Annotated in this window: 20 protein-coding genes; 13 read left to right on the top strand and 7 right to left on the bottom strand. The window is 60.3% G+C overall.

The window, feature by feature from the left end; all coding sequences use genetic code 11:
• Positions 1-7 precede the first annotated feature (7 nt).
• Both CLM72_RS01485 and CLM72_RS01480 read left to right on the top strand, forming a co-directional pair.
• Positions 8-2,083 (top strand): TonB-dependent siderophore receptor, encoded by a 2,076-nt coding sequence (locus CLM72_RS01485; protein WP_105225426.1) that lies wholly within the window; start codon positions 8-10, stop codon positions 2,081-2,083.
• A gap of 587 nt (positions 2,084-2,670) precedes the next feature.
• Positions 2,671-4,043 (top strand): IS3 family transposase gene (locus CLM72_RS01480; protein WP_233475429.1). Its coding sequence is split into 2 segments (ribosomal slippage): positions 2,671-3,171 and positions 3,174-4,043, totalling 1,371 coding nucleotides; the frame shifts between segments, so codons are not numbered across the junction.
• Between the two features lie 84 nt (positions 4,044-4,127).
• Here the strand turns inward: CLM72_RS01480 and CLM72_RS01475 are convergent.
• The 3 genes from CLM72_RS01475 to CLM72_RS01465 form a co-directional block, all read right to left on the bottom strand.
• Positions 4,128-4,343 (bottom strand): hypothetical protein, encoded by a 216-nt coding sequence (locus CLM72_RS01475; protein ID WP_054922627.1) that lies wholly within the window; start codon positions 4,341-4,343, stop codon positions 4,128-4,130.
• A gap of 235 nt (positions 4,344-4,578) precedes the next feature.
• The gene (aguA, locus tag CLM72_RS01470) at positions 4,579-5,685 is read right to left on the bottom strand and encodes an agmatine deiminase (RefSeq protein WP_034125515.1); all 1,107 of its coding nucleotides are present in this window, start codon (positions 5,683-5,685) and stop codon (positions 4,579-4,581) included.
• 121 nt (positions 5,686-5,806) lie between these two features.
• Complete coding sequence (locus CLM72_RS01465; protein ID WP_105225425.1) at positions 5,807-8,716, bottom strand: aminotransferase; 2,910 nt, start codon at positions 8,714-8,716, stop codon at positions 5,807-5,809.
• A 151-nt stretch (positions 8,717-8,867) separates the two neighbouring features.
• Here CLM72_RS01465 and rfbB point away from each other — a divergent pair, with 151 nt between their 5' ends.
• The 7 genes from rfbB to CLM72_RS01430 are packed head-to-tail and all read left to right on the top strand — an operon-like array spanning position 8,868 to position 15,949.
• Positions 8,868-9,950 carry a dTDP-glucose 4,6-dehydratase gene (gene rfbB, locus CLM72_RS01460; protein ID WP_105225424.1) on the top strand — a complete coding sequence of 361 codons (1,083 nt, stop codon included), beginning with the start codon at positions 8,868-8,870 and terminating at the stop codon, positions 9,948-9,950.
• Positions 9,947-10,822: a glucose-1-phosphate thymidylyltransferase RfbA gene (rfbA, locus tag CLM72_RS01455; RefSeq protein ID WP_105225423.1), complete on the top strand. Its 876-nt coding sequence runs from the start codon at positions 9,947-9,949 to the stop codon at positions 10,820-10,822. Before rfbB ends, rfbA begins: the two co-directional genes overlap by 4 nt.
• Positions 10,819-11,364 (top strand): dTDP-4-dehydrorhamnose 3,5-epimerase, encoded by a 546-nt coding sequence (rfbC, locus tag CLM72_RS01450; protein ID WP_105225422.1) that lies wholly within the window; start codon positions 10,819-10,821, stop codon positions 11,362-11,364. The genes rfbA and rfbC overlap by 4 nt, the downstream gene beginning before the upstream one ends.
• The gene (gene rfbD, locus CLM72_RS01445) at positions 11,361-12,242 is read left to right on the top strand and encodes a dTDP-4-dehydrorhamnose reductase (protein ID WP_105225421.1); all 882 of its coding nucleotides are present in this window, start codon (positions 11,361-11,363) and stop codon (positions 12,240-12,242) included. The genes rfbC and rfbD overlap by 4 nt, the downstream gene beginning before the upstream one ends.
• 34 nt (positions 12,243-12,276) lie before the next feature.
• Positions 12,277-14,085: an ATP-binding protein gene (locus tag CLM72_RS01440; protein ID WP_105225420.1), complete on the top strand. Its 1,809-nt coding sequence runs from the start codon at positions 12,277-12,279 to the stop codon at positions 14,083-14,085.
• Positions 14,082-15,467, top strand: a complete 1,386-nt coding sequence (locus CLM72_RS01435; RefSeq protein ID WP_105225419.1) for a sigma-54 dependent transcriptional regulator — start codon at positions 14,082-14,084, stop codon at positions 15,465-15,467. The genes CLM72_RS01440 and CLM72_RS01435 overlap by 4 nt, the downstream gene beginning before the upstream one ends.
• Positions 15,468-15,493: 26 nt before the next feature.
• Complete coding sequence (locus CLM72_RS01430) at positions 15,494-15,949, top strand: thioesterase domain-containing protein (protein ID WP_105225418.1); 456 nt, start codon at positions 15,494-15,496, stop codon at positions 15,947-15,949.
• A 127-nt stretch (positions 15,950-16,076) separates the two neighbouring features.
• Here the strand turns inward: CLM72_RS01430 and cysQ are convergent, their stop codons facing one another.
• Positions 16,077-16,913: a 3'(2'),5'-bisphosphate nucleotidase CysQ gene (gene cysQ / locus CLM72_RS01425; protein WP_034125507.1), complete on the bottom strand. Its 837-nt coding sequence runs from the start codon at positions 16,911-16,913 to the stop codon at positions 16,077-16,079.
• Entirely contained in the window at positions 16,910-17,476 is a 567-nt protein-coding gene (gene nudE, locus CLM72_RS01420; RefSeq protein WP_105225417.1) for an ADP compounds hydrolase NudE, read from the bottom strand. Before nudE ends, cysQ begins: the two co-directional genes overlap by 4 nt.
• 87 nt (positions 17,477-17,563) lie before the next feature.
• Between nudE and yrfG the strand changes: the two genes are divergently transcribed.
• The gene (gene yrfG, locus CLM72_RS01415) at positions 17,564-18,226 is read left to right on the top strand and encodes a GMP/IMP nucleotidase (protein ID WP_054896644.1); all 663 of its coding nucleotides are present in this window, start codon (positions 17,564-17,566) and stop codon (positions 18,224-18,226) included.
• 46 nt (positions 18,227-18,272) lie between these two features.
• Here yrfG and lysM read toward each other — a convergent pair whose 3' ends face one another.
• Positions 18,273-18,713: a peptidoglycan-binding protein LysM gene (gene lysM, locus CLM72_RS01410; RefSeq protein WP_032894105.1), complete on the bottom strand. Its 441-nt coding sequence runs from the start codon at positions 18,711-18,713 to the stop codon at positions 18,273-18,275.
• A 242-nt stretch (positions 18,714-18,955) separates the two neighbouring features.
• Here lysM and fdhD point away from each other — a divergent pair, with 242 nt between their 5' ends.
• The 3 genes from fdhD to CLM72_RS01395 all read left to right on the top strand — a co-directional run bounded on the left by fdhD (position 18,956) and on the right by CLM72_RS01395 (position 22,973).
• Positions 18,956-19,795 (top strand): formate dehydrogenase accessory sulfurtransferase FdhD, encoded by an 840-nt coding sequence (gene fdhD, locus CLM72_RS01405; RefSeq protein ID WP_105225416.1) that lies wholly within the window; start codon positions 18,956-18,958, stop codon positions 19,793-19,795.
• Complete coding sequence (locus CLM72_RS01400; RefSeq protein WP_034125503.1) at positions 19,792-22,140, top strand: FdhF/YdeP family oxidoreductase; 2,349 nt, start codon at positions 19,792-19,794, stop codon at positions 22,138-22,140. The genes fdhD and CLM72_RS01400 overlap by 4 nt, the downstream gene beginning before the upstream one ends.
• 350 nt (positions 22,141-22,490) lie before the next feature.
• On the top strand, positions 22,491-22,973 hold the full coding sequence (locus CLM72_RS01395) for a glycine zipper domain-containing protein (protein WP_034125502.1): 483 nt from the start codon (positions 22,491-22,493) through the stop codon (positions 22,971-22,973).
• Positions 22,974-23,119: 146 nt separating this feature from the next.
• Here CLM72_RS01395 and CLM72_RS01390 read toward each other — a convergent pair whose 3' ends face one another.
• The gene (locus CLM72_RS01390; RefSeq protein ID WP_105225415.1) at positions 23,120-23,551 is read right to left on the bottom strand and encodes a thioesterase family protein; all 432 of its coding nucleotides are present in this window, start codon (positions 23,549-23,551) and stop codon (positions 23,120-23,122) included.
• Positions 23,552-23,557 lie beyond the last annotated feature (6 nt).

Below are 23,557 nucleotides of genomic sequence, written 5' to 3'. Positions count from 1 at the left end.
CACTCCCATGCCTGCCCCTCGCCTGACGCCCCTCTCCCTTGGGCTCTCTGTTCTGCTGTCTGCTGGTTTTGCCGGTGCGGCCACGGTCTTGCCCGAAACCTCGATCAGCGTGGAAGCAGACGAAGACGACCCACGGGTCAAAGAGACCAGCACCGCCACACGCACCGCGACGGCTGTTCGCTATGTGCCCCAGGCGATCGACTCAGTCAAAACCGAAAGCCTGCGTTCCTATGGCACCAACGACCTGGGCCAGGCGTTGAGCGGTATCCCCAACGTCAGCAGCGGCGCCGATACACGCTTCGACAGCCTGCGCATACGCGGTTTCGACGCCAGCAATGACTTCTATCTGGATGGCATTCGCGACGACAGCCAGTACGTGCGTGACCTGCATAACATCGAGCGTATCGAAGTGCTCAAGGGACCGGCCGCCGTGCTTTACGGGCGAGGCGGTCAGGGTGGGATCGTCAACCGGGTGAGCAAACTGCCAACCCCAGGGCAAAAGTCCAGCATCGAAGCCCAAGGCGGCAGCAACGATTTGCGCAGCCTGTATGCCGACCTGAGTACCGACCCCACCGATAACATCAGCCTGCGCCTGAACATGGGCAACCAGGACAACAACAGCTTTCGCGATGGCGTCAGCGGCAACCGCCAGTTGTTCGCGCCGTCGATGAGCTGGCAGCTCACTCCAGAGCTGAACTGGCTGGTGCAATACGAATACAGCCGGTACAACCGTACCCCAGACCGTGGCATTCCTGGTGTCAACGGGCGCCCGGCGGATGTGAGCCGCAGCACCACTTACTTTGATCACGGCGATTACATCGACGATAAGTCCCAGTCCCTGCGTTCCAGACTTGCCTACGAGCTCAACGCCGACTGGCAACTGCGCCACACCCTCGGCGTGTTCAAGCTCGACAGCGATTTCGACAATACCTACCAGACCGGCTATGACCCAAAAACCGACACCGTCAGCCGCCAACACTGGCAGCAGGACCTGACCACCCGCAACGTGTTCAACAACCTGGAGCTGGAAGGCGGTTTCGACACCTTTGGCCTGGAACACCGCCTGCTCACCGGTATTGAGCTGGGCAGCCAGCGCCGTGATCCCAAGCTGTACTCCGCTCGCGATGGCAAGACGGTGCCGAGCCTGGACCTCAACCAACCCAATCGCCGCCTGAGCCACACCGGGAGCATGCGACTGTCGAGTAACAACCACACCGAAGTCGAAAGCCGCGCCCTCTACATACAGGACCAACTGCGCCTGAATGACCAGTGGCAACTGCTGGGCGGGCTGCGTTACGACCGCTTCGAAGTGGACACCACCAACAAGCTGCTCGACATCCAACAGAACGTGAAAAGCCACAGCACCAGCCCGCGCGTCGGCCTGGTGTGGACGCCTCTGGAGCACCACTCGTTCTACGCCTCGTGGAGCAAGACTTTCACCCCAGCAGGCGGCGGCCTGATCGGCATCACGCCGAACGCCACCGGCAACGTCAACGACCTGAGCCCGGAGTTAACCAAGCAAAAAGAAATCGGCGTGAAGAGCGACTGGTTCGATGAGCGCCTGAGCACCACCCTGGCTGTGTACGAACTGGAACTCTACAACCGCCGCACCAGCGACCCGCTGGACCGTACCATTACCCTGCTCACCGGCGAACAACGCTCACGCGGCGTGGAGCTGACCGCCACCGGCAAGATCGTCGACAACTGGTATGTGCGCGGCGGCGTAGGCCTGCAGGATGCCAAGGTGGAGAAGGACAACAACGGCTTTGAGGGCAAACGGATCAGCGACGTGGCCAAGCGCAACGCCAGCCTGTTCATCACCTGGAAGCCGGAGATGGGCTGGTACGCGGAAACCGGTTTGACCCTGGTGGGCGATCGTTACGCCGACAACCTCAACACCGTGGTGTTGCCTGGTTATGGTCGCTGGGACGCGCTGGCCGGGTTCCGTCAGAAAGAATGGGACGTGCGGGCAGCACTGAACAATATCGCTGATAAAAACTACTACGCCTCGGCGACCAGTGCGGCGCAGATTCAACCAGGTGAGCCGCGAAGCCTGGTGGTCACCGGTACCTACAGCTTCTGACACGCCTCATGGGAACCAAAGCCAGCTCCCACACTGGTTAGGTATTGCCCACAACATCAGCGCCTGGCGCAGATCCCTGTGGGAGCGGGCTTGCCCGCGAAAGCGGTGTGCCAGTCGCCAAATCTTCAACTGAGCCACCGCCATCGCAGGCAAGCCAGCTCCCACACTGGTTAGGTATTGCCCACAACATCAGCGCCTGGCGCAGATCCCTGTGGGAGCGGGCTTGCCCGCGAAAGCGGTGTGCCAGTCAGCCAATCTTCAACTGAGCCACCGCCGTCGCAGGCAAGCCAGCTCCCACACTGGTTAGATATTGTCCAAAAAATCAGCGCCTGGCGCAGATCCCTGTGGGAGTGGGCTTGCCCGCGAAAGCGGTGTGCCAGTCGCCCAATCTTCAACTGAACCACCGCCATCGCAGGCAAGCCAGCTCCCACACTGGGTATGTATTGCCCACAACATCAGCGCCTGGCACAGATCCCTGTGGGAGCGGGCTTGCCCGCGATAGCGGTGTGCCAGTCACCAAATCTTCAACTGAGCCACTGAAGTGCGCCCCAGAAGTTGGACACCCATCCAACTCCTGGGGCTTTTTCATGAGCAAATACACGACGCAATTCAAGCTTTCCGCCATCAGCGCCTTTCTTGAGCGAGGCCGTGGTTTTCGACGTATCGCCGCTCAATTTCACATGGACCCCACTTTGCTGCGCCGCTGGGTGGAGGCTTACCGACTGCATGGTGAAGCCGGTCTGAGCAGTACTGGCGAGCGTTACAGTGCTTTGTTCAAGTTCTCCGTTCTGCAACGCATGTGGCGTGACAGCCTTTCCTTGCGCCGCGCAGCGGCGCTCTTCAATCTGGGTAACTCCAGCCAGGTGGGCAGATGGCAACAGCAGTATTACAGTGGCGGCATTGAAGCCCTGGCCTCAGGGAAAAAAGGACTGAATACCGTTATGCCCAAGCCTCCTGCTAAACCTCAAAAAACCACTGCACCATTCACCGCCGAACAGCTTGCGCATAAAGCCTTGCTTGATGAGCTTCAGTATTTGCGCATGGAGAACGCCTACCTAAAAAAGCTTGGGGAGTTAGGCGAGGCGGTGATGAGGCGGGAGAAAGAAGCGAAGAAAAAGCCCAAATAATCAGTGAGCTGAGGCAAGACTTTCCCTTGAATGATCTACTCAAACTGCTGGGACTTGCGCGAAGTACTTACTACTACCAACTCAAAGCGATGGGCGTTGAAGACCGATTCATCTCGGTCAAAGCCTCTATCCAGGCTATCCAGGGCGAGCATAAAGGTCGCTTTGGTTACCGTCGGATGACTTTGGAGCTACGTAAAAACAGCCCCATTAACGGTAAAACGGTGCGACGCCTGATGGGAGAGTTGAGCCTCAAATGTATGTTGCGTCCGAAGAAGTACAGGTCTTATCGAGGGGTAGTGGGCGAGACATCACCCAATACCCTGGCCCGTCAGTTTGAGGCCGAGCAACCGAATCAGAAATGGGTGACGGATGTCACTGAGTTCAAAGTGGCCGGCCAAAAGCTGTATTTGTCGCCAGTTTTAGACTTATACAACGGGGAGATCGTGGCCTATCAGACCGCCACACGCCCTCAATATGCCTTGGTGGGAGACATGCTGGAACAAGCTCTTGAGCGCTTGCCAGAGGGCGCTAAACCCATGTTGCACTCGGATCAGGGCTGGCACTATCGATACCCAAAATACCGGGAGCGCCTGGAGAAAGCGGGCCTTGAGCAGAGCATGTCACGCAGAGGAAACTGCTATGACAACGCCACGATGGAGAGCTTCTTCGGCACGCTGAAGTCAGAGTTTTACTACCGGGAAAGCTTCGACAGTGTGGCTCAACTGCAGGCTGGGTTGGATGAGTACATCCATTACTACAACCATAAGCGAATCAAAACGAAGCTTGGCGGACTGAGCCCTGTAGCGTACAGAACTCGGTCCGCTGTAACCTAACCAACAGCTGTCCAACTTTTGGGGCGCACTTCACACCGCCATCGCAGGCAAGCCAGCTCCCACAGTCGGTTTCAGGTGTGTTCTTTAGTTGCTCATCAACTCGCACAACGCCTGCACTTCGTCCTCCGTGAACAACCCCACCGGGTAGCGCTCACTCATCACGCTGCGCAAATCAGGCAATTGCCTGACCTGTGGTGAGCCGTTCGCCTTCAACCAAAGGGCCAACGCATGGATGGCGTCTGCGTCGACCCGCAAAGGGTGGAACGTACGCGTGTTCATCAGGTGGACATCGGCATTCATTTCAGCGCTCTCTCCTGCTGCGTGAGCGGCTAACTTACTCAAGGTTTATGACAGAACTGCACGGTCATCCCCCTTGGGCCACTGTAACCACAGCGATACAAGAGCTATGCCAATGTGCCCTGTTCACCGGCATACAGGCATGAAAAAGCCCGCGACCGGGCTGGGTCGCGGGCTTGTGGGGAACACTGCAAAGGCGCAGTGCTCGCACGCCATCAAGGCGCTGTTACAACTGCACTCACTTTCGCTGCGGGGCTGGCTGCTGTTGGGTCAGGCAATGGATATTGCCCCCACCCAGTAACAATTCGCGGCCCGGCACCATCACCACTTCATGTTGTGGGAACAGGTTCTGCAGGATTTGCTTGGCCTGATCGTCCAACGGGTCATCGAAACTCGGCGCGATGATGCCGCCATTGACGATCAGGAAGTTGACGTAGGAACCGGCCAACCGCACGGTCGGATTACGCTCCTGGCTACCGTCAACCAGATCTACCCCGGCGCATTCCTCCTCAGTGGCATACAGCGGACCCGGGATCGGCATTTTATGCACGATGAACGAGCGGCCCTGGGCATCGGTGCTGCTTTGCAGCACGTCCATGGCTGCGTGGCAGCGTGGGTAGTTCGGGTCTTGCGGGTCATCGGTCCAGGCCAACAGCACTTCGCCCGGGCGCACGTAGCAGCAGAAGTTATCTACATGGCCGTCGGTTTCGTCGTTGAACAGGCCATCCGGCAACCAGATGATCTTGTCTACCGCCAGGTTATCGCTGAGCACCGCCTCAATGGCCGCACGATCAAGGTGCGGGTTGCGGTTGCGGTTCAACAGACATTCTTCGGTAGTGATCAGGGTGCCTTCGCCGTCGACATGAATCGAACCGCCTTCAAGCACAAAGCCTTCAGTGCGGTAACGCGGTGCGCGCTCCATCTCGAGGATCTTGCCTCCCACCTGGGAATCGCGGTTCCACGGTGCATACAGACCGCCGTCAAAACCACCCCAGGCGTTGAAGTCCCAGTTCACACCCCGTACTTCACCACTGCCGTTGATCACAAAAGTGGGGCCGGTGTCGCGAACCCAGGCGTCGTCATTGGACATTTCCACCAGGCGGATATTGGGTACGTCCAGGCGGGCACGGGCGTTTTCGTACTGGCTGGCGGAGACCGCGACGGTCACCGGCTCAAAACGCGCGATGGCCTTGGCCACCGCCACATGGGCCGCCTGAGCAGGCTTACCGCCCAGGCGCCAGTTGTCTGGGCGCTCGGGCCAGATCATCCAGGTCTGGGTCTGGGGCGCCCATTCGGCAGGCATGTGAAAGCCATCGGCGCGAGGTGTGCTGTGCAAGGTGGTCATGGCGATCAGGGCTCCGAATGGGGTGAAGGGCAACTTTATAATGGATAAAAATCGGCTTTAATAGCCTAAAAACATGATAGGTGCTTGCCATCGTAAAAAATACCCGATAACAATCGATAAATCACAGTTGCTCATCCAGCACCTTCGACAGCATGTCCACAAAGAAATCCACGCTGCGTCTGGACGTCACCATCGGCGGCTTGATTTTGAGGATATTCAGATAATCACCGGTAGGCTGCATGAAAATCCCCAGCTCCCGCAGCCGGTCACACAACAAGGCGGTTTCTGCAGTCGCAGGTTCGAGGGTCTGGCGATCGCGCACCAGTTCAAGGCCCAGATAGAAGCCCGAACCGTGCACGGCACCGACAAGTGGATGGCGATCGATCAATTCCTCCAACCGTGCCTTGAAATGCCCACCTACCAGTTGGGCGTTTTCCCACAGCTTTTCCTCTTCCATCACATCCAGGACCGCCATGCCAATCCGGCAACTGACCGGGCTGCCTCCTGATGAGGAGAAGAAGTAACCCTCGGCTTCCAGCGCCTCGGCAATTTCTCGGCGGGTGATCACTGCACCCAACGGCTGGCCGTTGCCCATGCCTTTGGCCATGGTGATGATGTCAGGCACCACACCTTGCTGTTCAAACCCCCAGAAGAAATGCCCCATGCGGCCGTAACCCACCTGCACTTCATCGGCGATGCACACGCCTCCCTGGGCACGGACCAGGCCATACACCTGTCGCAGGTAACCCGGTGGCAGGGAGATGCCGCCGGCATTGCCGTACACCGGCTCACAGATGAACCCGGCCAATTGGCGCTGGCTCGCGGCGATTTTCGCCAGGTTATGCTCCACGCTTCGTACATAGTCCGGCGCGCTGTCCAGCCCGCGAAATTCACCGCGGTAGGTATTGGGCGCGGTCACCGGGTGTACCCAATCCGGGCGGCTGCTCAAGGCCTGGGGGTTATCGGCAATCGACGTGGACACGGCATCCGCCGCCACCGACCAGCCGTGATAGGCCTCCAGCACGCTGAGCATGTCGCGCCCGCCGCTGTAGGCCCAGGCCAAACGAATCGCCAGGTCATTGGCCTCGGTGCCGCTGTTGACCAGGAACACCCGGTCCATGCCCTCCGGCGCCAACGCCAGCAGGCGCTCGGAGAACTCGGCAACCGCCGCGTAGTGAAACCGCGAGTTGGTGTTGAGCAACGACCACTGCCGAGCCGCCACCTCAGCCATGCGCGGGTGGCCATGGCCCAGCACGGCCACGTTGTTGAGCATGTCGAGGTAGGATCGGCCCTGCATATCGATCAGGTGGTTACGCCAGCCGCGCTCGATACGCGGTGGATCGGCGTAGTAGTGCTTCTGGGAGCGGGCAAAGCTGGCATCACGCCTGGCCAGCAGGGCCTCTGGGTCCAGTTCCGGCTCCGCATCACAGGCCAGGCCCAACAGCGCTGCGGGTGACGGGCACAACGCCTGCCACGCCAACGCCCGGGAAGGTGTGCAGAACAGCGGTGGCTCAAGGTCGGCGCGGCACAACTGCACAGTCAACGGCGCATGAACCTCGCCCAGCACCTGCCCTTTGACCAAGGTTGCGCCCGGCTTGAGTGATGTGCGCACGCCCCACAAGCGCAGGCTCAGGCCGCCGTCGTGCAAACACAGCAAGCCGTCGGTACCTTCGCGCAGCATTCCCGCAAAGGGTGCTTCCAGCACCGTGCCGTGGGGCAGATGCAGTTCGACATGCAGGGGGAAGGTCTCGGGCTCTAGCGCACTGTCGGGGCGGGTGCGCGACAAGCGGTATTGCCCATAACGACTGGCCGCCAGCCCATGCACCGTCGCCGCTTGATCCAGCAAGCGCCGATCGATGCCGGGAGTCTCCCAATTGCCAGCCTCGAAATGCGGGCTGAGTACGCCCAGGTCGATCAGCGCAAACTCGCGGCCCACCAAGCCTGGCAATAAAGGCGCGAAGTCTTGGTTGGCGACGGGCGGTAATGGTTTGCCGACGCTGCGCAGAATCGCCGCTTGCATGAGTTCAAAGGACACCGACGTGGCGATATGGAAGATTTCCCACTCGTGTTCGGCGTTTTTCTTTAGATAAACGTTATCCGGGTCCAGGCGTTGCTGCTGCTCACTGCTGAGCACCAACACCGCTGCGCGAGCGACGATCAGCGGCCACAGCACCTCCAGCTCTTCGCGCTGCAACGGCGTCACCGCGTGGCAGGCCTGGATCGCCGGCAAGAGGGCAAACGGATCACCGTCGGCATGGTGCAACAACGCCGCGCAGGTCACCGACAGGTCGGCAATTCGCCAGGTGTGCACCAGATCGCCGAAATCGATCACGCCTTGTATGCGCCAGTGCCGCTGGGCATCACGCTGCCACATCACGTTGTCGTCGGTGATGTCCATGTGCACTGCTTGCCAAGGCAGGTGTGCCGCCAACGGCTGGACATGCGCCTCGACCTGCCTGGCCACCTGCTCCAAAGCAGCACGCTGCGGCAGGTCGGGCAAGGTTGCCAGCAGGTGGGTGATCAATGCTTGCGCGTGGCGCGGGTCCCATTGCAGGGTGCGCGCAAGGCCTGGGTGCTCGAAACCTGCCAGCGCGAGGCTCATCTGCCCGCACAGCTCACCAAAGCCTTCGATCACGGTGCGGCTCAGGTGGGGTAACTGCGTCAGGGGCTGGCCGTCGATGTAGTCCAATAGCCGCAGGTGCAGGGTTTGGTCATCGACGTTGACCGTTAGCAACTCCTCACCCGCCAAGGTCTGGATGACCTTGGGCACACGCAGGCTGGCATGTGCGCCCAGGCTGTTGAGCGCTGCGTGCTGGGCCCGGAGTTCAACCGCGGCGTAGTCACCCCGGCAGATTTTCAGAACGAAGCGGCCCCGTGTGCTGTCAGTTCTATAGTTGAGGTCTTGCTGACTGCCCAATGAGTGTAATTTGCCCGTTATTCCATAGTGTCGCTCGAGCAGGCATGCTGCTTGCTCGGGGGTTACTTGTGGGCAAGGCAAGCTGGCACGGTGGGTCAACGTGGCTAACGACATTGTGACGACCTTTGTTTTTTCAGGCGTCTATATCGCCATTGTTCTGCGGCGTTAATCAACCCCTTCTGCTCACGGCGCTTGCGCCGGCCCGATTCACAACTCAAGCTATGCTACTTTCGCCCAGTGTCCGTCTAAGGAAAAGGCCCTCGACATGCGCATTCTCATCACCGGCGGTGCCGGATTTATTGGCTCGGCCCTGATCCGGCACTTGATTCAACACACTGAGCATGAAGTGCTCAATCTGGACAAGCTGACTTACGCCGGCAACCTCGAGTCGCTGACCAGCATCGCGTCCAACAGCCGCTATGAGTTTGTCCAGGCCGATATCATCGACCAGGCCACCGTCAGCGCCCTGCTCGCACGCTTCGAACCCGATGCGATCATGCACTTGGCGGCCGAGTCCCATGTCGACCGCTCCATTGACGGCCCGTCGGATTTTATCCAGACCAACATCGTTGGCACCTACAGCCTGCTGGAAGCCACGCGAGCCTATTGGCAGAAGCTGACAGAGCCGGCAAAAAGCGCATTCCGTTTCCACCACATCTCCACTGATGAGGTGTATGGCGACCTGCACGGCGTGGACGACCTCTTCACTGAGACCACGCCTTACGCACCGAGCTCGCCGTATTCCGCGAGCAAGGCAGCGTCCGACCACCTGGTACGCGCCTGGCAGCGCACCTATGGCCTGCCGGTGCTGTTGACCAACTGCTCGAACAATTACGGGCCGTTCCATTTCCCCGAAAAATTGATCCCGCTGGTGATTCTCAACGCCCTGGCAGGCAAGCCACTGCCGGTGTATGGCGATGGTCTGCAGGTGCGTGACTGGCTGTTCGTCGAGGATCACGCGCGTGCGCTGCTCACAGTGGTCACCACTGGGGTTGTGGGCGAAACCTACAATATCGGCGGCCATAACGAACAGAAGAACATCGACGTGGTACGTGGCATCTGCGCCCTGCTGGAAGAACTGGCGCCGCAACGCCCAGCCGGCGTGGAGAAATTCACTGACCTGATCACCTTCGTCAAGGATCGCCCAGGCCACGACCAACGCTACGCCATCGACGCCAGCAAGATCGAACGCGAACTGGGCTGGGTCCCGGAAGAAACCTTCGAGACCGGCCTGCGCAAAACCGTGCAGTGGTACCTCGATAACCTGGAATGGTGCCGCAGGGTCCAGGACGGCAGTTATCAAGGTGAGCGACTGGGCAATACTGACTTGAAGGATTTGATCGCATGATGAAGGGAATTGTATTGGCCGGCGGTTCCGGCACGCGTTTGCACCCTATTACCCTGGGCGTGTCCAAACAGTTGTTGCCGGTGTATGACAAGCCGATGATCTACTACCCGATCTCGGTACTGATGCTGGCGGGGATCAAGGACATCCTGGTGATCTCCACGCCAGTGGACTTGCCGCAATACCAGAACCTGCTGGGCGATGGTAGCCAGTTCGGCGTGCGCTTCAGCTACGCGGAGCAGCCTTCGCCGGATGGCTTGGCCCAGGCGTTTATCATCGGCGAAGAGTTCATTGGTAATGATCCTGTGTGCTTGATCCTGGGAGATAACATCTTCCACGGCCAGCATTTCGGCGATCAACTACGCACTGCGGCCGAACGCCCCTCAGGCGCTACCGTGTTCGGTTACTGGGTCAAAGACCCTGAGCGCTTCGGTGTGATTGACTTCGATAGCGAAGGCCGCGCCCTGTCCATTGAAGAAAAACCGGCTAAACCGAAGTCCCATTACGCGGTGACCGGCTTGTACTTCTACGACAACGACGTGATCAAGATCGCCAAGGCGGTCAAACCTTCGCCACGCGGCGAACTGGAGATCACCGACGTCAACAATGCCTACCTTCAGCGTGGCGATCTTCACGTTGAACGCTTCGGCCGTGGGTTCGCCTGGCTCGACACCGGCACCCATGACAGCCTGCTGGAAGCCTCGACCTACGTTCAGACCATCGAGCACCGCCAGGGCTTGAAAGTGGCCTGCCTGGAAGAGATCGCCTATGAAAACGGCTGGATCGATCGTGACTATCTGCTGGAACGTGCCAAGTACTTTGGCAAGACCGGCTATGGTCAGTACTTGTACTCTCTCGCTGGGAATCCTAAATGAATGTGAACGCCACTGAACTGCCCGGTGTATTGGTCATCGAGCCCAAGGTTTTTGGCGATGAACGTGGCTTTTTCTATGAAAGTTTCAACGCCCGGGATTTTGCTCAGGCCAGCGGTATGGAACTGCAGTTTGTGCAGGACAACCACTCGCGCTCGCAAAAGGGCGTGCTGAGAGGCCTTCACTATCAGGTAGAACACGCCCAAGGGAAATTGGTGCGTGTGACCGCCGGAGAGGTACTGGACGTTGCGGTGGATATCCGCCGCAGCTCAGCACATTTCGGCAAATGGGCCAGCGTGCGCCTATCTGCCGAAAATAACCGCCAGCTGTGGATTCCACCGGGCTTCGCCCACGGTTTTGTAGTACTCAGCGAATACGCTGAATTCCTTTACAAAACCACGGATTACTACACGCCGTCTGCGGAGCGGTGCATTCGCTGGGACGATCCTGAACTGAATATAGATTGGCAGTTGGCGGGGCCACCCACCTTGTCTGCTAAGGATCAAAACGGTAAAAACCTGAAAGACGCGGACCTGTTCCCGTGACGGGCGCCCTAAAAATCCTCATCACCGGCCAACACGGCCAAGTCTCCCAGGAGCTGCAACAGCGGCTCCAGGGCCTGGGCGAACTCATCGTCCTGGGCCGCGACCAGCTTGACCTGGCAGACGCAGACCTTATCCGCCAGCAAGTGCGCGCCCATCGCCCTGGACTGATCATCAACGCGGCGGCACACACCGCCGTCGATCTGGCCGAGAGCGAGCCGGACGCTGCGTTCGCCATCAATGCCATCGCCCCCGGCATCCTCGCCGAAGAAGCCAAGGCCCTGGGCATCCCGCTGATTCACTACTCGACCGACTACGTGTTCGACGGCACCAAACCTGCCTCGTACACCGAAAGCGACACGCCGAACCCATTGGGTGTCTACGGCCAGAGCAAGCTGGCGGGTGAGCAGGCGATTGCGGCTGCAGGCGGCGAGTACCTGATCTTGCGCACCAGTTGGGTCTATTCCAGCCACGGCAAGAACTTCCTGCTGACCATGCAGCGCCTCCTGCAGGAAAAACCGCAGATGCGCATCGTGGCCGACCAGATCGGTGCGCCGACCTGGGCCGGGACTATCGCCAACAGCACCCGCGTGCTGATCGAGCAGTGGCAGGCCGGTAAGGCAGGGGATTGGGGTGTTTACCACCTCACTGCCCAGGGTGAGACTTCATGGTTCGGCTTTGCCCAAGCCATTGGCGAGCAACTGCGCGCCGAGGGCAAGGCCTGCGCCGAGCTGGAGCCGATCCCTTCCAGCGCCTACCCGACCCCCGCCAAGCGCCCGCTGAACTCGCGCCTGGACTGCACCCGCCTGCAACAGCAATGGCACGTCAGCCAGCCACAGTGGCAAGACGCATTGCACGAGTGTCTTGCACAGCAGCACTAGGCATAATGCGCCTGTACCCACAGGCGCGACTTCCATGACCCCACCCCTTCCGCGAAGACCCCGCTGGCGCAGCCTCGCCCTGCTGGCTCTGTGCCTGGCACCGCTGTTGTGGCCGCTGGAGCATTTGGCCGAGCGCTATTACCGCAGCGAGCTGGCCGGGCAAAACCGCCAGACCCTCGACCTCTACGTCGCCAACTTGCTGGGCACCCTGCACCGCTATGAAATACTGCCGCAGATCCTCGGGGACTTACCGGCCCTGCGCACTGCATTGGGCGCGCCCCACGTCAGCACCCACCTGGTCAATGCCAACCAGTTGCTCAAGGACGTCGCCGCCCAGGCCGGGGTAGAGGTGATGTATCTGATGGACACCACCGGCAAGACCCTCGCCGCGTCCAACTGGGACAAACAAGACAGCTTTGTGGGGCGCAACTTTTCCTTCCGTCCGTATTTCAGCGAAGCCATGGCCGGGCGCCTCGGCCGGTTCTTCGGCCTGGGCACCACCTCGGCCAAGCGCGGCTACTTCTTCGCCGCCGCGGTGCGTGACGGCGATACCGTCATCGGCGTGCTGGTGGTGAAGGTCGACTTGGACCACACCGAAAGCCTGTGGGGCAATACCCCGGAACAATTGCTGGTCACCGACCACAACGGCGTGGTGATCCTCACTTCGCGCCCGCAATGGCGATTCCGCGCCACTCGGCCACTGACCGCCGAAGAACGCCAGGCCATCATTGCTATCCAGCCCTACCCCACCCGCGACCCGCAGCCGTTGAGCCTCAGCAGCAGCGCTTGGCTACGCCAGTCCACGGCTATCGCCGAGACCGGCTGGAACGTGGAAATCCTCGCGCCGCGCTCGCTGATCAACCGTCCGGTGCGCACGGTCGTCGCCGTGGGCGGTGCCACGTTGTTGGTGCTGATGCTGTTGCTGGGGTTGCTGATGCAGCGCCGCCGGCACTATCTGGAACGCATCGCCTTCGAAGCCAAGGCCCGCCGCGAGTTGGAAATGCGCGTGGCCGAGCGTACCAGCGACCTGGAGGGCCTTAACCGGCGCCTTAAACAGGAAGTGCTGGAGCGCGAGCATGCCCAGCAAGAACTGGTGCGCGCCCAGGACGATCTGGTCCAGGCCGGTAAACTCTCGGCGCTGGGCACCATGTCGGCGAGTATCAGCCATGAATTGAATCAGCCACTGGCGGCGATTCGCAGCTATGCCGAAAACGCGGAGATCCTGCTCGACCATGAACGCACCAACGATGCCCGCGGCAACCTCAAGCTGATCAGTGAATTGACCGGGCGCATGGCCTCGATCATCGCCCACTTGCGCGCCTTCGCCCGCCGTGACCGTCACGCGCCGGAGAGCGTGGCCCTGCAACCGGCACTGGATGACGCCCTGGCATTACTGGCCAAGCGTCGGCGTTCGATGGAGGTGGAGTTGATTCGCGACTTGCCAGAGGCGACCTTGTGGGTGCAGGCCGGTGAAACCCGTCTGCGCCAGGTGCTGGGTAACTTGCTGGCCAATGCTCTGGACGCCCTCACCGAAAAAGGCCCGCCACGCAGACTCTGGCTGAGTGCCGAAACCACGCCCCAGGGCGTCAACCTGTACATTCGCGACAACGGCCCGGGCTTTTGCATGGAAGCCCTGGGCCGCGCCAGCGAGCCGTTCTACACCACCAAGACGCGCACCCAGGGCCTGGGCCTGGGCCTGGCGATCTGCGACACCCTGATGCGCGCCTTCGGCGGCGAACTGTTGTTCGCCAACCACAAGGAGGGCGGCGCGCTGTTAACCTTGAAATTGCGCGCCGGCTCGCCGGGCGTCAGTCTGCAACCGTCCGAGGACCGCAGTGTATGAGTATCGACAACTCGATTCAGGTGGTATTGATCGACGACGATCCACACCTGCGTCAGGCCCTGTGCCAGACCCTGGACCTGGCCGGCCTGAAAGTCCTGCCCCTGGGAGAAGCCAGCGGGCTCACCGCACGCCTGTCCCGCGACTGGCCGGGCGTGGTAGTCAGCGACATTCGCATGCCCGGCATGGACGGCCTGGAACTGCTGGCTGAACTGCACGGCCAGGACCCCGACCTGCCGGTGCTGCTGATCACCGGCCACGGCGACGTACCGCTGGCGGTGCAGGCCATGCGTGCCGGCGCCTATGACTTCCTGGAAAAACCCTTCGCCAGCGACGCGCTGCTCGACAGCGTGCGCCGTGCCCTGGCCCTGCGCCGGCTGGTGCTGGACAACCGCAGCCTGCGCCTGGCTCTCAGCGACCGCCAGCAACTCAGTACGCGCCTGGTAGGGCACTCGCCACAGATGTTGCGCCTGCGCGAGCAAATCGGTGCACTGGCCGCGACCAAGGCCGATGTGCTGATCCTCGGCGAAACCGGGGCAGGCAAGGAGGTCGTCGCCCGCGCCCTGCACGATCTCTCAAGCCGACGCAGCGGCCCGTTTGTGGCGATTAACGCCGGGGCGCTGGCGGAATCGGTGGTAGAAAGCGAACTGTTCGGCCATGAACCCGGCGCGTTTACCGGCGCGCAAAAGCGCCGCATCGGCAAGTTCGAGTTTGCCAATGGCGGCACGCTGTTTCTGGATGAAATTGAAAGCATGAGCCTGGATGTACAGGTCAAGTTGCTGCGCCTTTTACAGGAGCGCGTCGTGGAACGCCTGGGTGGCAATCAGTTGATCCCGCTGGATATCCGCATTATCGCCGCCACCAAGGAAGACCTGCGCCAGGCCGCCGACCAGGGCCGCTTCCGTGCCGACTTGTATTACCGCCTCAATGTGGCGCCGCTGCGCATCCCCCCGCTACGAGAACGGGGCGAAGATGCGCTGATGCTCTTCCAGCACTTCGCCGACGAGGCCAGCAGCCGCCACGGCCTGCCCTTGCACGAACTGCAACCGGGCCAGCGCGCGCTGTTGCTGCGCCACAGCTGGCCGGGCAATGTGCGGGAACTGCAAAACGCCGCGGAGCGTTTCGCCCTCGGCCTGGAATTGGCCCTGGATAACACCCAGGACCACCCCGCCGCCGGTGTGCTGACCTCCACACCCGGAGGCCTGAGCGAGCAAGTCGAACAGTTCGAAAAAAGCCTGATCGCCGCCGAACTGACCCGCCCCCACAGCTCTGTGCGCAGCCTCGCCGAAGCCCTGGGCGTACCGCGCAAAACCTTACACGACAAACTGCGCAAACACGGCCTGAACTTCGCCGACAGTGCCGGCCAGAGCGCCGATGACGAATGACATCGTCCACCTACAAAGAGGCCGCCATGAGCAGTGATAGCCGTTACCTGGAATCCATCCTTCACCACGACATCCCACTCACCCGGGAAATGGGCCTCAGGGTGCTCGACTGGCAACACGATCAACTGCAACTGCACCTGCCCTTGCAAGCCAATATCAACCACAAGAGCACCATGTTCGGCGGCAGCCTCTACTGCGGCGCGGTGCTGGCGGGTTGGGGCTGGCTGCACCTGAAGCTGCGTGAAGCCGGGATTGAAGACGGGCACATCGTGATTCAGGAAGGGCAGATCAGCTACCCGCTGCCGGTGACCCAGGACGCGACAGCCATTTGCGCGGCGCCGGATGAAAAGATTTGGAAGCGCTTTGTGGCGACCTATCAGCGCTATGGGCGGGCGCGGTTGGCGCTGGAGACGTGGATTGTGAATGAGGGCAGTGCAGAGCGTGCCGTCGTCTTTACCGGCCAATACGTCCTGCATCGCTAGCAGCCATGACACAAAACAACTGTGGGAGCGGGCTTGCCTGCGATAGCGGTGGATCTGCCAATACCTGTATGACTGACACTCCGCCATCGCGGGCAAGCCCGCCCCCACATTTTGCTCTGCAGTGGCCTTAAGATCTGGCCAGAGTCAACAGCCGCTCACGCCACGCCGCCTTGGCCGGCAACGCCAGAAAGAACGGGTTCAGCAACGACTCCCGCGCCGGGTAACTGAACGGCTTGCCATTCAACTCCAATACTTCACCCCCCGCCCCTTCCAACACACCCTGGGCCGCTGCGGTATCCCACTGCGAGGTCGGCGCCAGGCGCGGATAACAATCGGCACTGCCCTCGGCTAATAAGCAAAACTTCAAGGAGCTGCCGATATTCGCCAGTTTCAACTCGCCCAAGCCTTCACTGAGGCCATTGAGCAGGCGCTCCTGCTCAGGGCTGGTATGACGACGGCTGGCCACCACCGTAAAGGCCTCACCCGAGGCAGGGGCCTGGCGTACTTGAATCTGCTTGGGCGCTGCATTGACGTCCGACCGCCAAGCCCCCAGGCCCGCGCCGCCGAAGTAGCAACGGCCAGTGGTCGGTATCGACACCACGCCGAACACCACGCGGCCCTGTTCGATCAATGCAATATTGACGGTGAACTCTTCACTGCCAGAAATGAATTCCTTGGTGCCATCCAGAGGGTCAACCAACCACCAGCGCTGCCAGCCGGCACGCACGCTCTGATCGATATCGGCGTCCTCTTCAGACAGCACTGGAATGCTTGGGTCCAGCGCGGTGAGGCCTGCGAGAATGAGATGGTGGGCAGCCAGGTCGGCAGCCGTCACGGGAGAATCATCCGCCTTGGACGTCACGGCTACCTCGGCACGCCAGTACGGCAGGATGGCTTCACCCGCCTGCCGAGCCAGCTCAATGACCGGTGCGATAAACGGGTGACCTAAAAACAGTTCGCTCATGCGGTGAACGCTCCACGCTGGGTCAACAGGTCTCTTACCAGATACAGCGCAGCCAGGGCTCGACCTTCGCTGAACTGCTCGTTTTGCGCCAGCGCCGACAGCTCACGCAGGTTGACCCGGTCTACCCGCATTGGTTCGGGCTCATCACCTTCAAGACGCTCTTCGTAGAGATCGGTAGCCAACACCACCTGGATCTTCTGGCTCATATAGCCGGGCGACAATGACAGCTCGGTGATGTGCTCCAACTGCCGTGCACCGTAGCCGGCCTCTTCCTTGAGTTCGCGGTCTGCCGCTGCAAGCACGTCTTCGCCGGGCTCGATCAGGCCTTTGGGCAACGACAACTCATATTCGTCAGTGCCGCCGCAGTATTCTTCCACCAGCACTGCATGATCTTCATCGATCATCGCCACAATCATCACAGCGCCGTAGCCCGTGCCACGCCCGACAAGACGCTCATAGGTCCGCTCAACGCCATTGGAAAAGCGCAATTGCACTTCCTCCACGCGGAACAAACGGCTATTGGCGACTATTTCGCGGGCGAGGACAGTGGGTTTCTGGCGCATAAACGGCTCCTTGGCGTGATCGGGTTACTATACCGTGGCTTTTCCGATTGTCTGTGTCGGATATTTTTACTTACATGAGACCCCACCATGCCCTCTCTGCCCTGGCACGCCATCGACACCGTCCTGCTGGACATGGACGGCACCCTGCTCGACCTGCATTACGACAACCACTTCTGGATGGAACACCTGCCGCAACGCTATGCCGAACTGCACGGCGTAAGCCGAGCCATGGCCGAGATGGAGTTGCAGCCACTGTTCGAGCGTAACGCCGGACAGTTGCAATGGTATTGCCTGGATTTCTGGAGCGCCGAGCTCAAGATCCCGGTGCGCGAACTCAAGTTGGAAACCGCCCACCTGATTGCCCTGCGTCCGGATGCCGATACATTCCTGGCGGCGATCAAACAGGCCGGCAAGCGCGTGATCATGATCACCAACGCTCATCGTGATTCGCTGTCATTGAAGTTGGAGCGCATTGAACTGGCGCCGTATTTCGAGCGATTGATCAGCTCTCACGACTACGGTTTTCCCAAGGAAAACCCGCAATTCTGGGAGGCCTTACAAGCGGATATCCACTTTGACCCGGCCCGTAGCCTGTTTATAGATGACACTTTGCCGATCCTGCGCAGTGCCCGGGATTTCGGCGTGGGACATTTACTGGCAGTGAAAGAACCTGATAGCAAAAAAGGCTCAAAGGACACCGCAGAATTTGCGGCCGTCGGGGATTATCGAGAACTCATCGCCGGGCTTTGATCAAGTGTGGGAGGGAGCAAGCCCCTCCCACATTTTGTTCTGCGTATTACTCAGGGATGCGCAGTGTCTGGCCCGGGTAGATCTTGTCCGGGTGCGACAACAGTGGCTTGTTAGCCTCGAAAATCTTGTTGTACTTATTCGCGTCGCCATAGACCGTTTTAGAGATTGCGCTGAGAGTGTCACCGCTTTTCACAACAACAAAGCGTGAAGCCACCACGACTGGACCACTGACAGTAATCTGGTCATCCACACTTGCCACGCCGGCAATGTTGCCCAGCGCCAACAGGATCTTTTCTTTCTCTTCCTGCGTGGCCACTTCACCCGTCACCGTGACCTTGTCGCCATCCACCGTGGTCTGCACGTTTGGATTACCCAGGCCCACCTTGCTCACATGCTCCTTCAACTGCTCACTGGCGTTCGCATTACCCGGCGTCAACAGGTCGACAATCTTTTCGCCGGCTTCTTTGATAAAGCTAAAAATACTCATGGTGCGCTCTCCTTGGGATTTAATTTCCAGATGCCCAAGACTAGACCAGTCCTGCCGACTTGGGTTCCAGACTGGCTAAAGACTCAAAAGTATCGCAATCACCCCTGCCTGGAATAAGCCCGACTAAAACGCGGGTGAACCTTGATCGACGCCCTCTATCAATAGATCAATACAGGCGATTAGACGCGACCCTTTGTCGCGCCTAGTCTAATCACTGATCAATCCGCCGATGGTACTGCCCCATGAACGCCAAGCGCCCTCACTGCGCGGCGCCCGCTCTCGAATCGACCGCGCCCGTCGCCAGCCAGAGCTATCACTATTGCAATCTTGAACACACTGAAGTCGCCAGCACTGCGCTGGCCGAAGAAGTGGCGTTGGCAATTGCCTATAACGATATCAGCCAGGCGGTGATGCTGGTGACGCCTACGGACCTGGAAGACTTCATTGTAGGTTTCAGCCTCGGCAGCGGCATTATCACCGACGTTAACGACATTTATGACCTGAAAATCAGCGGTTCGGGCGCAGCCCAGCACGCCCAGGTACAGGTGTCCAGCCGTGCGTTCTGGAACCTCAAGCAGCAACGCCGCCAATTGGCGGGCACCAGCGGCTGCGGCCTGTGTGGCGTGGAAGCGGTAGAGCAAGCATTGCCCGACCTTCAGGTATTGCCCGGCGCGCCCTTGCCGCCGGCGCAGTGGCTCGACGGCCTGCGCCAGCGTATCAGCGCATTCCAACCCCTGGGCCAGCACAGCGGCGCCGTGCATGCGGCGGTTTTTATGAACAGCCAGGGCGAATTGCTGATGGGTCGCGAAGACATCGGCCGGCATAACGCCCTGGATAAATTGATTGGCGCGTTGATCCGTCAAAAGATTCCGACCGACGGCGGCCTGGCGATTGTTACCAGCCGCTGCAGCCTCGAATTGATTCAGAAAGTCTTGCGCGCGGGCATCCAGACCCTGGTCAGCCTGTCGTCGCCCACGGGCCTGGCCCTGCAATGGGCACGCCGGCACAACCTCAATCTCATCCACCTGCCGCAAAAAAGCGCGCCACGGGTCTATAGCCCTGCGATGGAGCACCAGCCATGAGCCTTCACCACCAAGCCGACCAGACCCCAACCCCACGCTACAAGCCCTATAAAGGCCCAGCCGGTGGCTGGGGCGCCCTGATCAGTGTGGCGCAAGCCTGGCTAACCAGCGACAACGCCCTCAAAAACCTGCGCATGATGCTCAAGACCAATCAGAACGGCGGCTTCGACTGCCCGGGTTGTGCCTGGGGCGACTCGCCGGAAAGCGGCATGGTCAAGTTCTGCGAAAACGGCGCCAAGGCGGTCAACTGGGAAGCCACCAAGCGCCGCGTCGATGCGGCCTTCTTCGCCAAGCACAGCGTCACGGCGTTGCTGGAGCAAAGCGACTACTGGCTGGAGTACCAAGGCCGCCTGACAGAGCCAATGCGCTATGACGCCGAGACCGATCGCTACCTGCCCATCAGTTGGGATGCAGCGTTCGACCTGATCGGCAAGCACCTCAACGCGCTGCCCAGCCCGAACATGGCCGAGTTCTACACCTCGGGCCGCGCCAGCAACGAAGCCGCCTACCTGTACCAGTTGTTCGTACGTGCCTTTGGCACCAACAACTTCCCGGACTGCTCGAACATGTGCCACGAAGCCAGCGGCGTAGCCCTGGCGCAGAGTGTCGGCGTGGGCAAAGGTACCGTAACCTTTGATGACTTCGAACATGCCGATGCCATTTTCGTCTGGGGCCAGAACCCCGGCACCAACCACCCACGCATGCTCGAGCCGCTGCGCGAAGCGGTGAAACGCGGCGCTCAGGTGGTGTGTATCAACCCGCTGAAAGAGCGCGGCCTGGAGCGCTTCCAGCACCCGCAACATCCGCTGGAAATGCTCACCAACGGCGACAAGCCGACCAACACCGCCTACTTCCGCCCGGCGCTGGGTGGCGATATGGCTATCTTGCGTGGCATGGCCAAGTTCCTGCTGCTGTGGGAACGCCAAGCCCTGGCCGAAGGCAAGGAAGCGGTGTTCGACCACGACTTCCTCAACGAGCACACTGCCAACGTCCTGGAATACCTGGGTCAGATCGACGACACCTCGTGGGAGGAGATCGTCGAGCAGTCCGGCCTGACCCTGGTGGAGATCGAGCAAGCGGCACGCATGTACGCCAAAGGCAAGAATGTAATCATGTGCTGGGCGATGGGGATTACCCAGCACCGCCACTCGGTGCCGACTATCCAGGAAATCGCCAACCTGATGCTGCTGCGCGGCAATATCGGCCGCCCAGGTGCCGGGCTGTGCCCGGTGCGTGGCCACAGTAACGTACAGGGCGACCGCACCATGGGCATCAACGAACGCCCACCGGTGGCGTTTCTGGACGCGCTGGAGCGTCGTTTCCAGTTCCAGGTGCCTCGCGACAATGGCCATAACGTGGTGGAAGCGATTCACGCCATGCTTGAAGGCCGCTCCAAAGTCTTTATCGGCCTGGGCGGCAACTTTGCCCAAGCCACGCCAGACAGCACGCGTACCTTTGAAGCGCTGCGAAATTGCGACCTGACCGTGCAGATCAGCACCAAGCTCAACCGCAGCCACCTGATGCACGGTAAAGATGCGTTGATCTTGCCGTGCCTGGGCCGCACCGACATAGACATCCAGGCCGATGGCCCGCAAGCGGTGACGGTGGAAGACTCGTTCAGCATGGTCCACGGCTCCAATGGCCAACTGCAACCGCTGTCGAAACTGATGAAGTCCGAGCCGGCGATCCTGGCGGGCATTGCTGCCGCCACCCTGGGCAGCAAGCCCGTGGATTGGAACTGGCTGGTGGCCGACTACGGGCGAATCCGCGACCTGATCGCCGACACCATCCCAGGCTTCAAGGACTTCAACGAGAAGATCAAGCATCCAGGCGGTTTCTATCTGGGCAACTCCGCCGGCGCACGCCGCTGGAACACTCCATCAGGTCGCGCCAACTTCCGCCCGAACATCTTGCCCAAAGACCTGATCCACGAGCGCACCCACGCCACGGGCCGGGTGCCGGACCTGATCATGCAGTCAATGCGCTCCCATGATCAGTACAACACCACCATCTACGGCCTGGACGACCGTTATCGCGGGGTCAAAGGCCAGCGTGACGTGCTGTTCGTCAACGAAGCCGACATCATCCGCCTGGGCTTCAAGCCGGGGCAGAAGGCAGACATCGTGTCGCTGTGGGAAGACGGTCGTGAGCGCCGCGTGAAGGGCTTTACGCTGCTGGCATTTGATATTCCGGCGGGGCAGGCGGCGGCTTACTACCCGGAAGTTAACCCATTGGTGCCATTGGAAAGCACTGGCGATGGTAGCCATACGCCAACGTCCAAGTTTGTTGCGATTCGCTTGGAAGCGGCGAGTGACAATGGGTTGATCATGGCGCGCTCGGCCTGACTTGATCCGAGATGTGTGTTGCTTGAACTACCGCTTTCGCGAGCAAGCCCGCTCCCACACTGGGATAGGTTCACCATTGAGACTGTGTGGACCGATCTAATGTGGGAGCGGGCTTGCCCGCGAAGAGGCCGGCACAAGCACCGCACATTCGGCAGGCACAAAAAAAAGGCCGCTTTTGCATAAAAGCGGCCCTTCCGAAGTAGCTAAAGACCCGTAAAAACGACTTAAGTTCCCCATACAAAACAGCAACTTAGCAAATTGTATACAACCTCTGCCGCCGGTCGGATTTCGATTGTCAGCGCCTCGATACAACCTCAGGATCGCGCCGTCATCCCTTGAGGTTTCCCTGAATGAAGTTCTCCTCGATTCTCTTGTTGTCCCTTGGCCTGGTCAGTGGCGCAGCCATGGCAGGCGGCACCACCGAAGCCGGTGTAGGCGGCGCATTGGGTGGGGTACTAGGTTCCGTTGTCGGCCAGCAGCTGGGCGGCAACACCGGCTCGACCATTGGCGCTGCCTTGGGCGGCGCAGGCGGTAGTGCAGTCGGCGCCGACAAACGTAGCCGTGGCGAAGCCGCCATTGGTGGCGCACTGGGCGCAGCCGGCGGTAACGTCGTAGGGCGCAGCGTTGGCGGCAGCACCGGCGCACTGATCGGCTCCGCAGCCGGCGGTGGCGCGGGCGGCGCGCTAGGCAACTACATGGGTAACGAAAGTGATCGCGACAGCCGCCATTACCGCGATCGCGACCGTGACGATCGTCGCTACTACCGCGATGGCCACCCAGGTCGCGGCCATGCCTATGGGCATCGCAAGAACAAGCATCGTTATCGCGACTGATAAACCCGCGCTCTGACGAACACATCCGATGTGGGAGCCGGGCTTGCCCGCGATAGCAGTGAATCAGGTTTAGACGTACTACCTGATACTGCGCAATCGCGGGCAAGCCCGGCTCCCACATTTGGTCTGTATTGCTTGTAGGTGCGTCAAACCACCAAGCACTGCATCGCGTCGCGCAACATTCCCGGAATCGGTACTGGCTGGTTCGAGGCTCGGTCCACAAACACATGGACAAAGCGCCCCGCCGCACACGCCTCCTGCTCGCTCGCCTTGAATACCGCCAGCTCATACTGCACCGAGCTATTGCCCAGCTTGCCCACCCGCAGACCGACCTCAATGCACTCGGGAAAAGCGATCGAGGCGAAGTAATCGCAGGCCGAACTCACCACAAACCCCACCACCTCACCGTCATGAATATCCAGCCCGCCCTGTTCGATCAGGTAGGTATTAACGGCTGTGTCGAAGAAGCTGTAGTAGGTGACGTTATTCACATGGCCGTAGGCATCGTTGTCGTGCCAACGCGTGGTGATCGGTTGGAAGTGGCGGTAGTCGTCGCGCACAGGCGTTGAGTCAGGCATCGGCAA

It is taken from the genome of Pseudomonas sp. MYb193, from assembly GCF_002966775.1.
GTDB lineage: Bacteria > Pseudomonadota > Gammaproteobacteria > Pseudomonadales > Pseudomonadaceae > Aquipseudomonas > Aquipseudomonas paracarnis.
Note: the sequence above shows the minus strand (reverse complement) of the source record. Positions and strands in the feature narration are given on the sequence as shown.

Bases quoted from the DNA above. Each gene is read 5' to 3' on its own strand.
- CLM72_RS01485 (WP_105225426.1), top strand. From the start codon at position 8: ATGCCTGCCCCTCGCCTGACGCCCCTCTCCCTTGGGCTCTCTGTTCTG.
- CLM72_RS01475 (WP_054922627.1), bottom strand. From the start codon at position 4,343: ATGAATGCCGATGTCCACCTGATGAACACGCGTACGTTCCACCCTTTG.
- aguA (WP_034125515.1), bottom strand. From the start codon at position 5,685: ATGACCACCTTGCACAGCACACCTCGCGCCGATGGCTTTCACATGCCT.
- CLM72_RS01465 (WP_105225425.1), bottom strand. From the start codon at position 8,716: ATGTCGTTAGCCACGTTGACCCACCGTGCCAGCTTGCCTTGCCCACAA.
- rfbB (WP_105225424.1), top strand. From the start codon at position 8,868: ATGCGCATTCTCATCACCGGCGGTGCCGGATTTATTGGCTCGGCCCTG.
- rfbA (WP_105225423.1), top strand. From the start codon at position 9,947: ATGATGAAGGGAATTGTATTGGCCGGCGGTTCCGGCACGCGTTTGCAC.
- rfbC (WP_105225422.1), top strand. From the start codon at position 10,819: ATGAATGTGAACGCCACTGAACTGCCCGGTGTATTGGTCATCGAGCCC.
- CLM72_RS01440 (WP_105225420.1), top strand. From the start codon at position 12,277: ATGACCCCACCCCTTCCGCGAAGACCCCGCTGGCGCAGCCTCGCCCTG.
- CLM72_RS01435 (WP_105225419.1), top strand. From the start codon at position 14,082: ATGAGTATCGACAACTCGATTCAGGTGGTATTGATCGACGACGATCCA.
- CLM72_RS01430 (WP_105225418.1), top strand. From the start codon at position 15,494: ATGAGCAGTGATAGCCGTTACCTGGAATCCATCCTTCACCACGACATC.
- cysQ (WP_034125507.1), bottom strand. From the start codon at position 16,913: ATGAGCGAACTGTTTTTAGGTCACCCGTTTATCGCACCGGTCATTGAG.
- nudE (WP_105225417.1), bottom strand. From the start codon at position 17,476: ATGCGCCAGAAACCCACTGTCCTCGCCCGCGAAATAGTCGCCAATAGC.
- yrfG (WP_054896644.1), top strand. From the start codon at position 17,564: ATGCCCTCTCTGCCCTGGCACGCCATCGACACCGTCCTGCTGGACATG.
- lysM (WP_032894105.1), bottom strand. From the start codon at position 18,713: ATGAGTATTTTTAGCTTTATCAAAGAAGCCGGCGAAAAGATTGTCGAC.
- fdhD (WP_105225416.1), top strand. From the start codon at position 18,956: ATGAACGCCAAGCGCCCTCACTGCGCGGCGCCCGCTCTCGAATCGACC.
- CLM72_RS01400 (WP_034125503.1), top strand. From the start codon at position 19,792: ATGAGCCTTCACCACCAAGCCGACCAGACCCCAACCCCACGCTACAAG.
- CLM72_RS01395 (WP_034125502.1), top strand. From the start codon at position 22,491: ATGAAGTTCTCCTCGATTCTCTTGTTGTCCCTTGGCCTGGTCAGTGGC.
- CLM72_RS01390 (WP_105225415.1), bottom strand. From the start codon at position 23,551: ATGCCTGACTCAACGCCTGTGCGCGACGACTACCGCCACTTCCAACCG.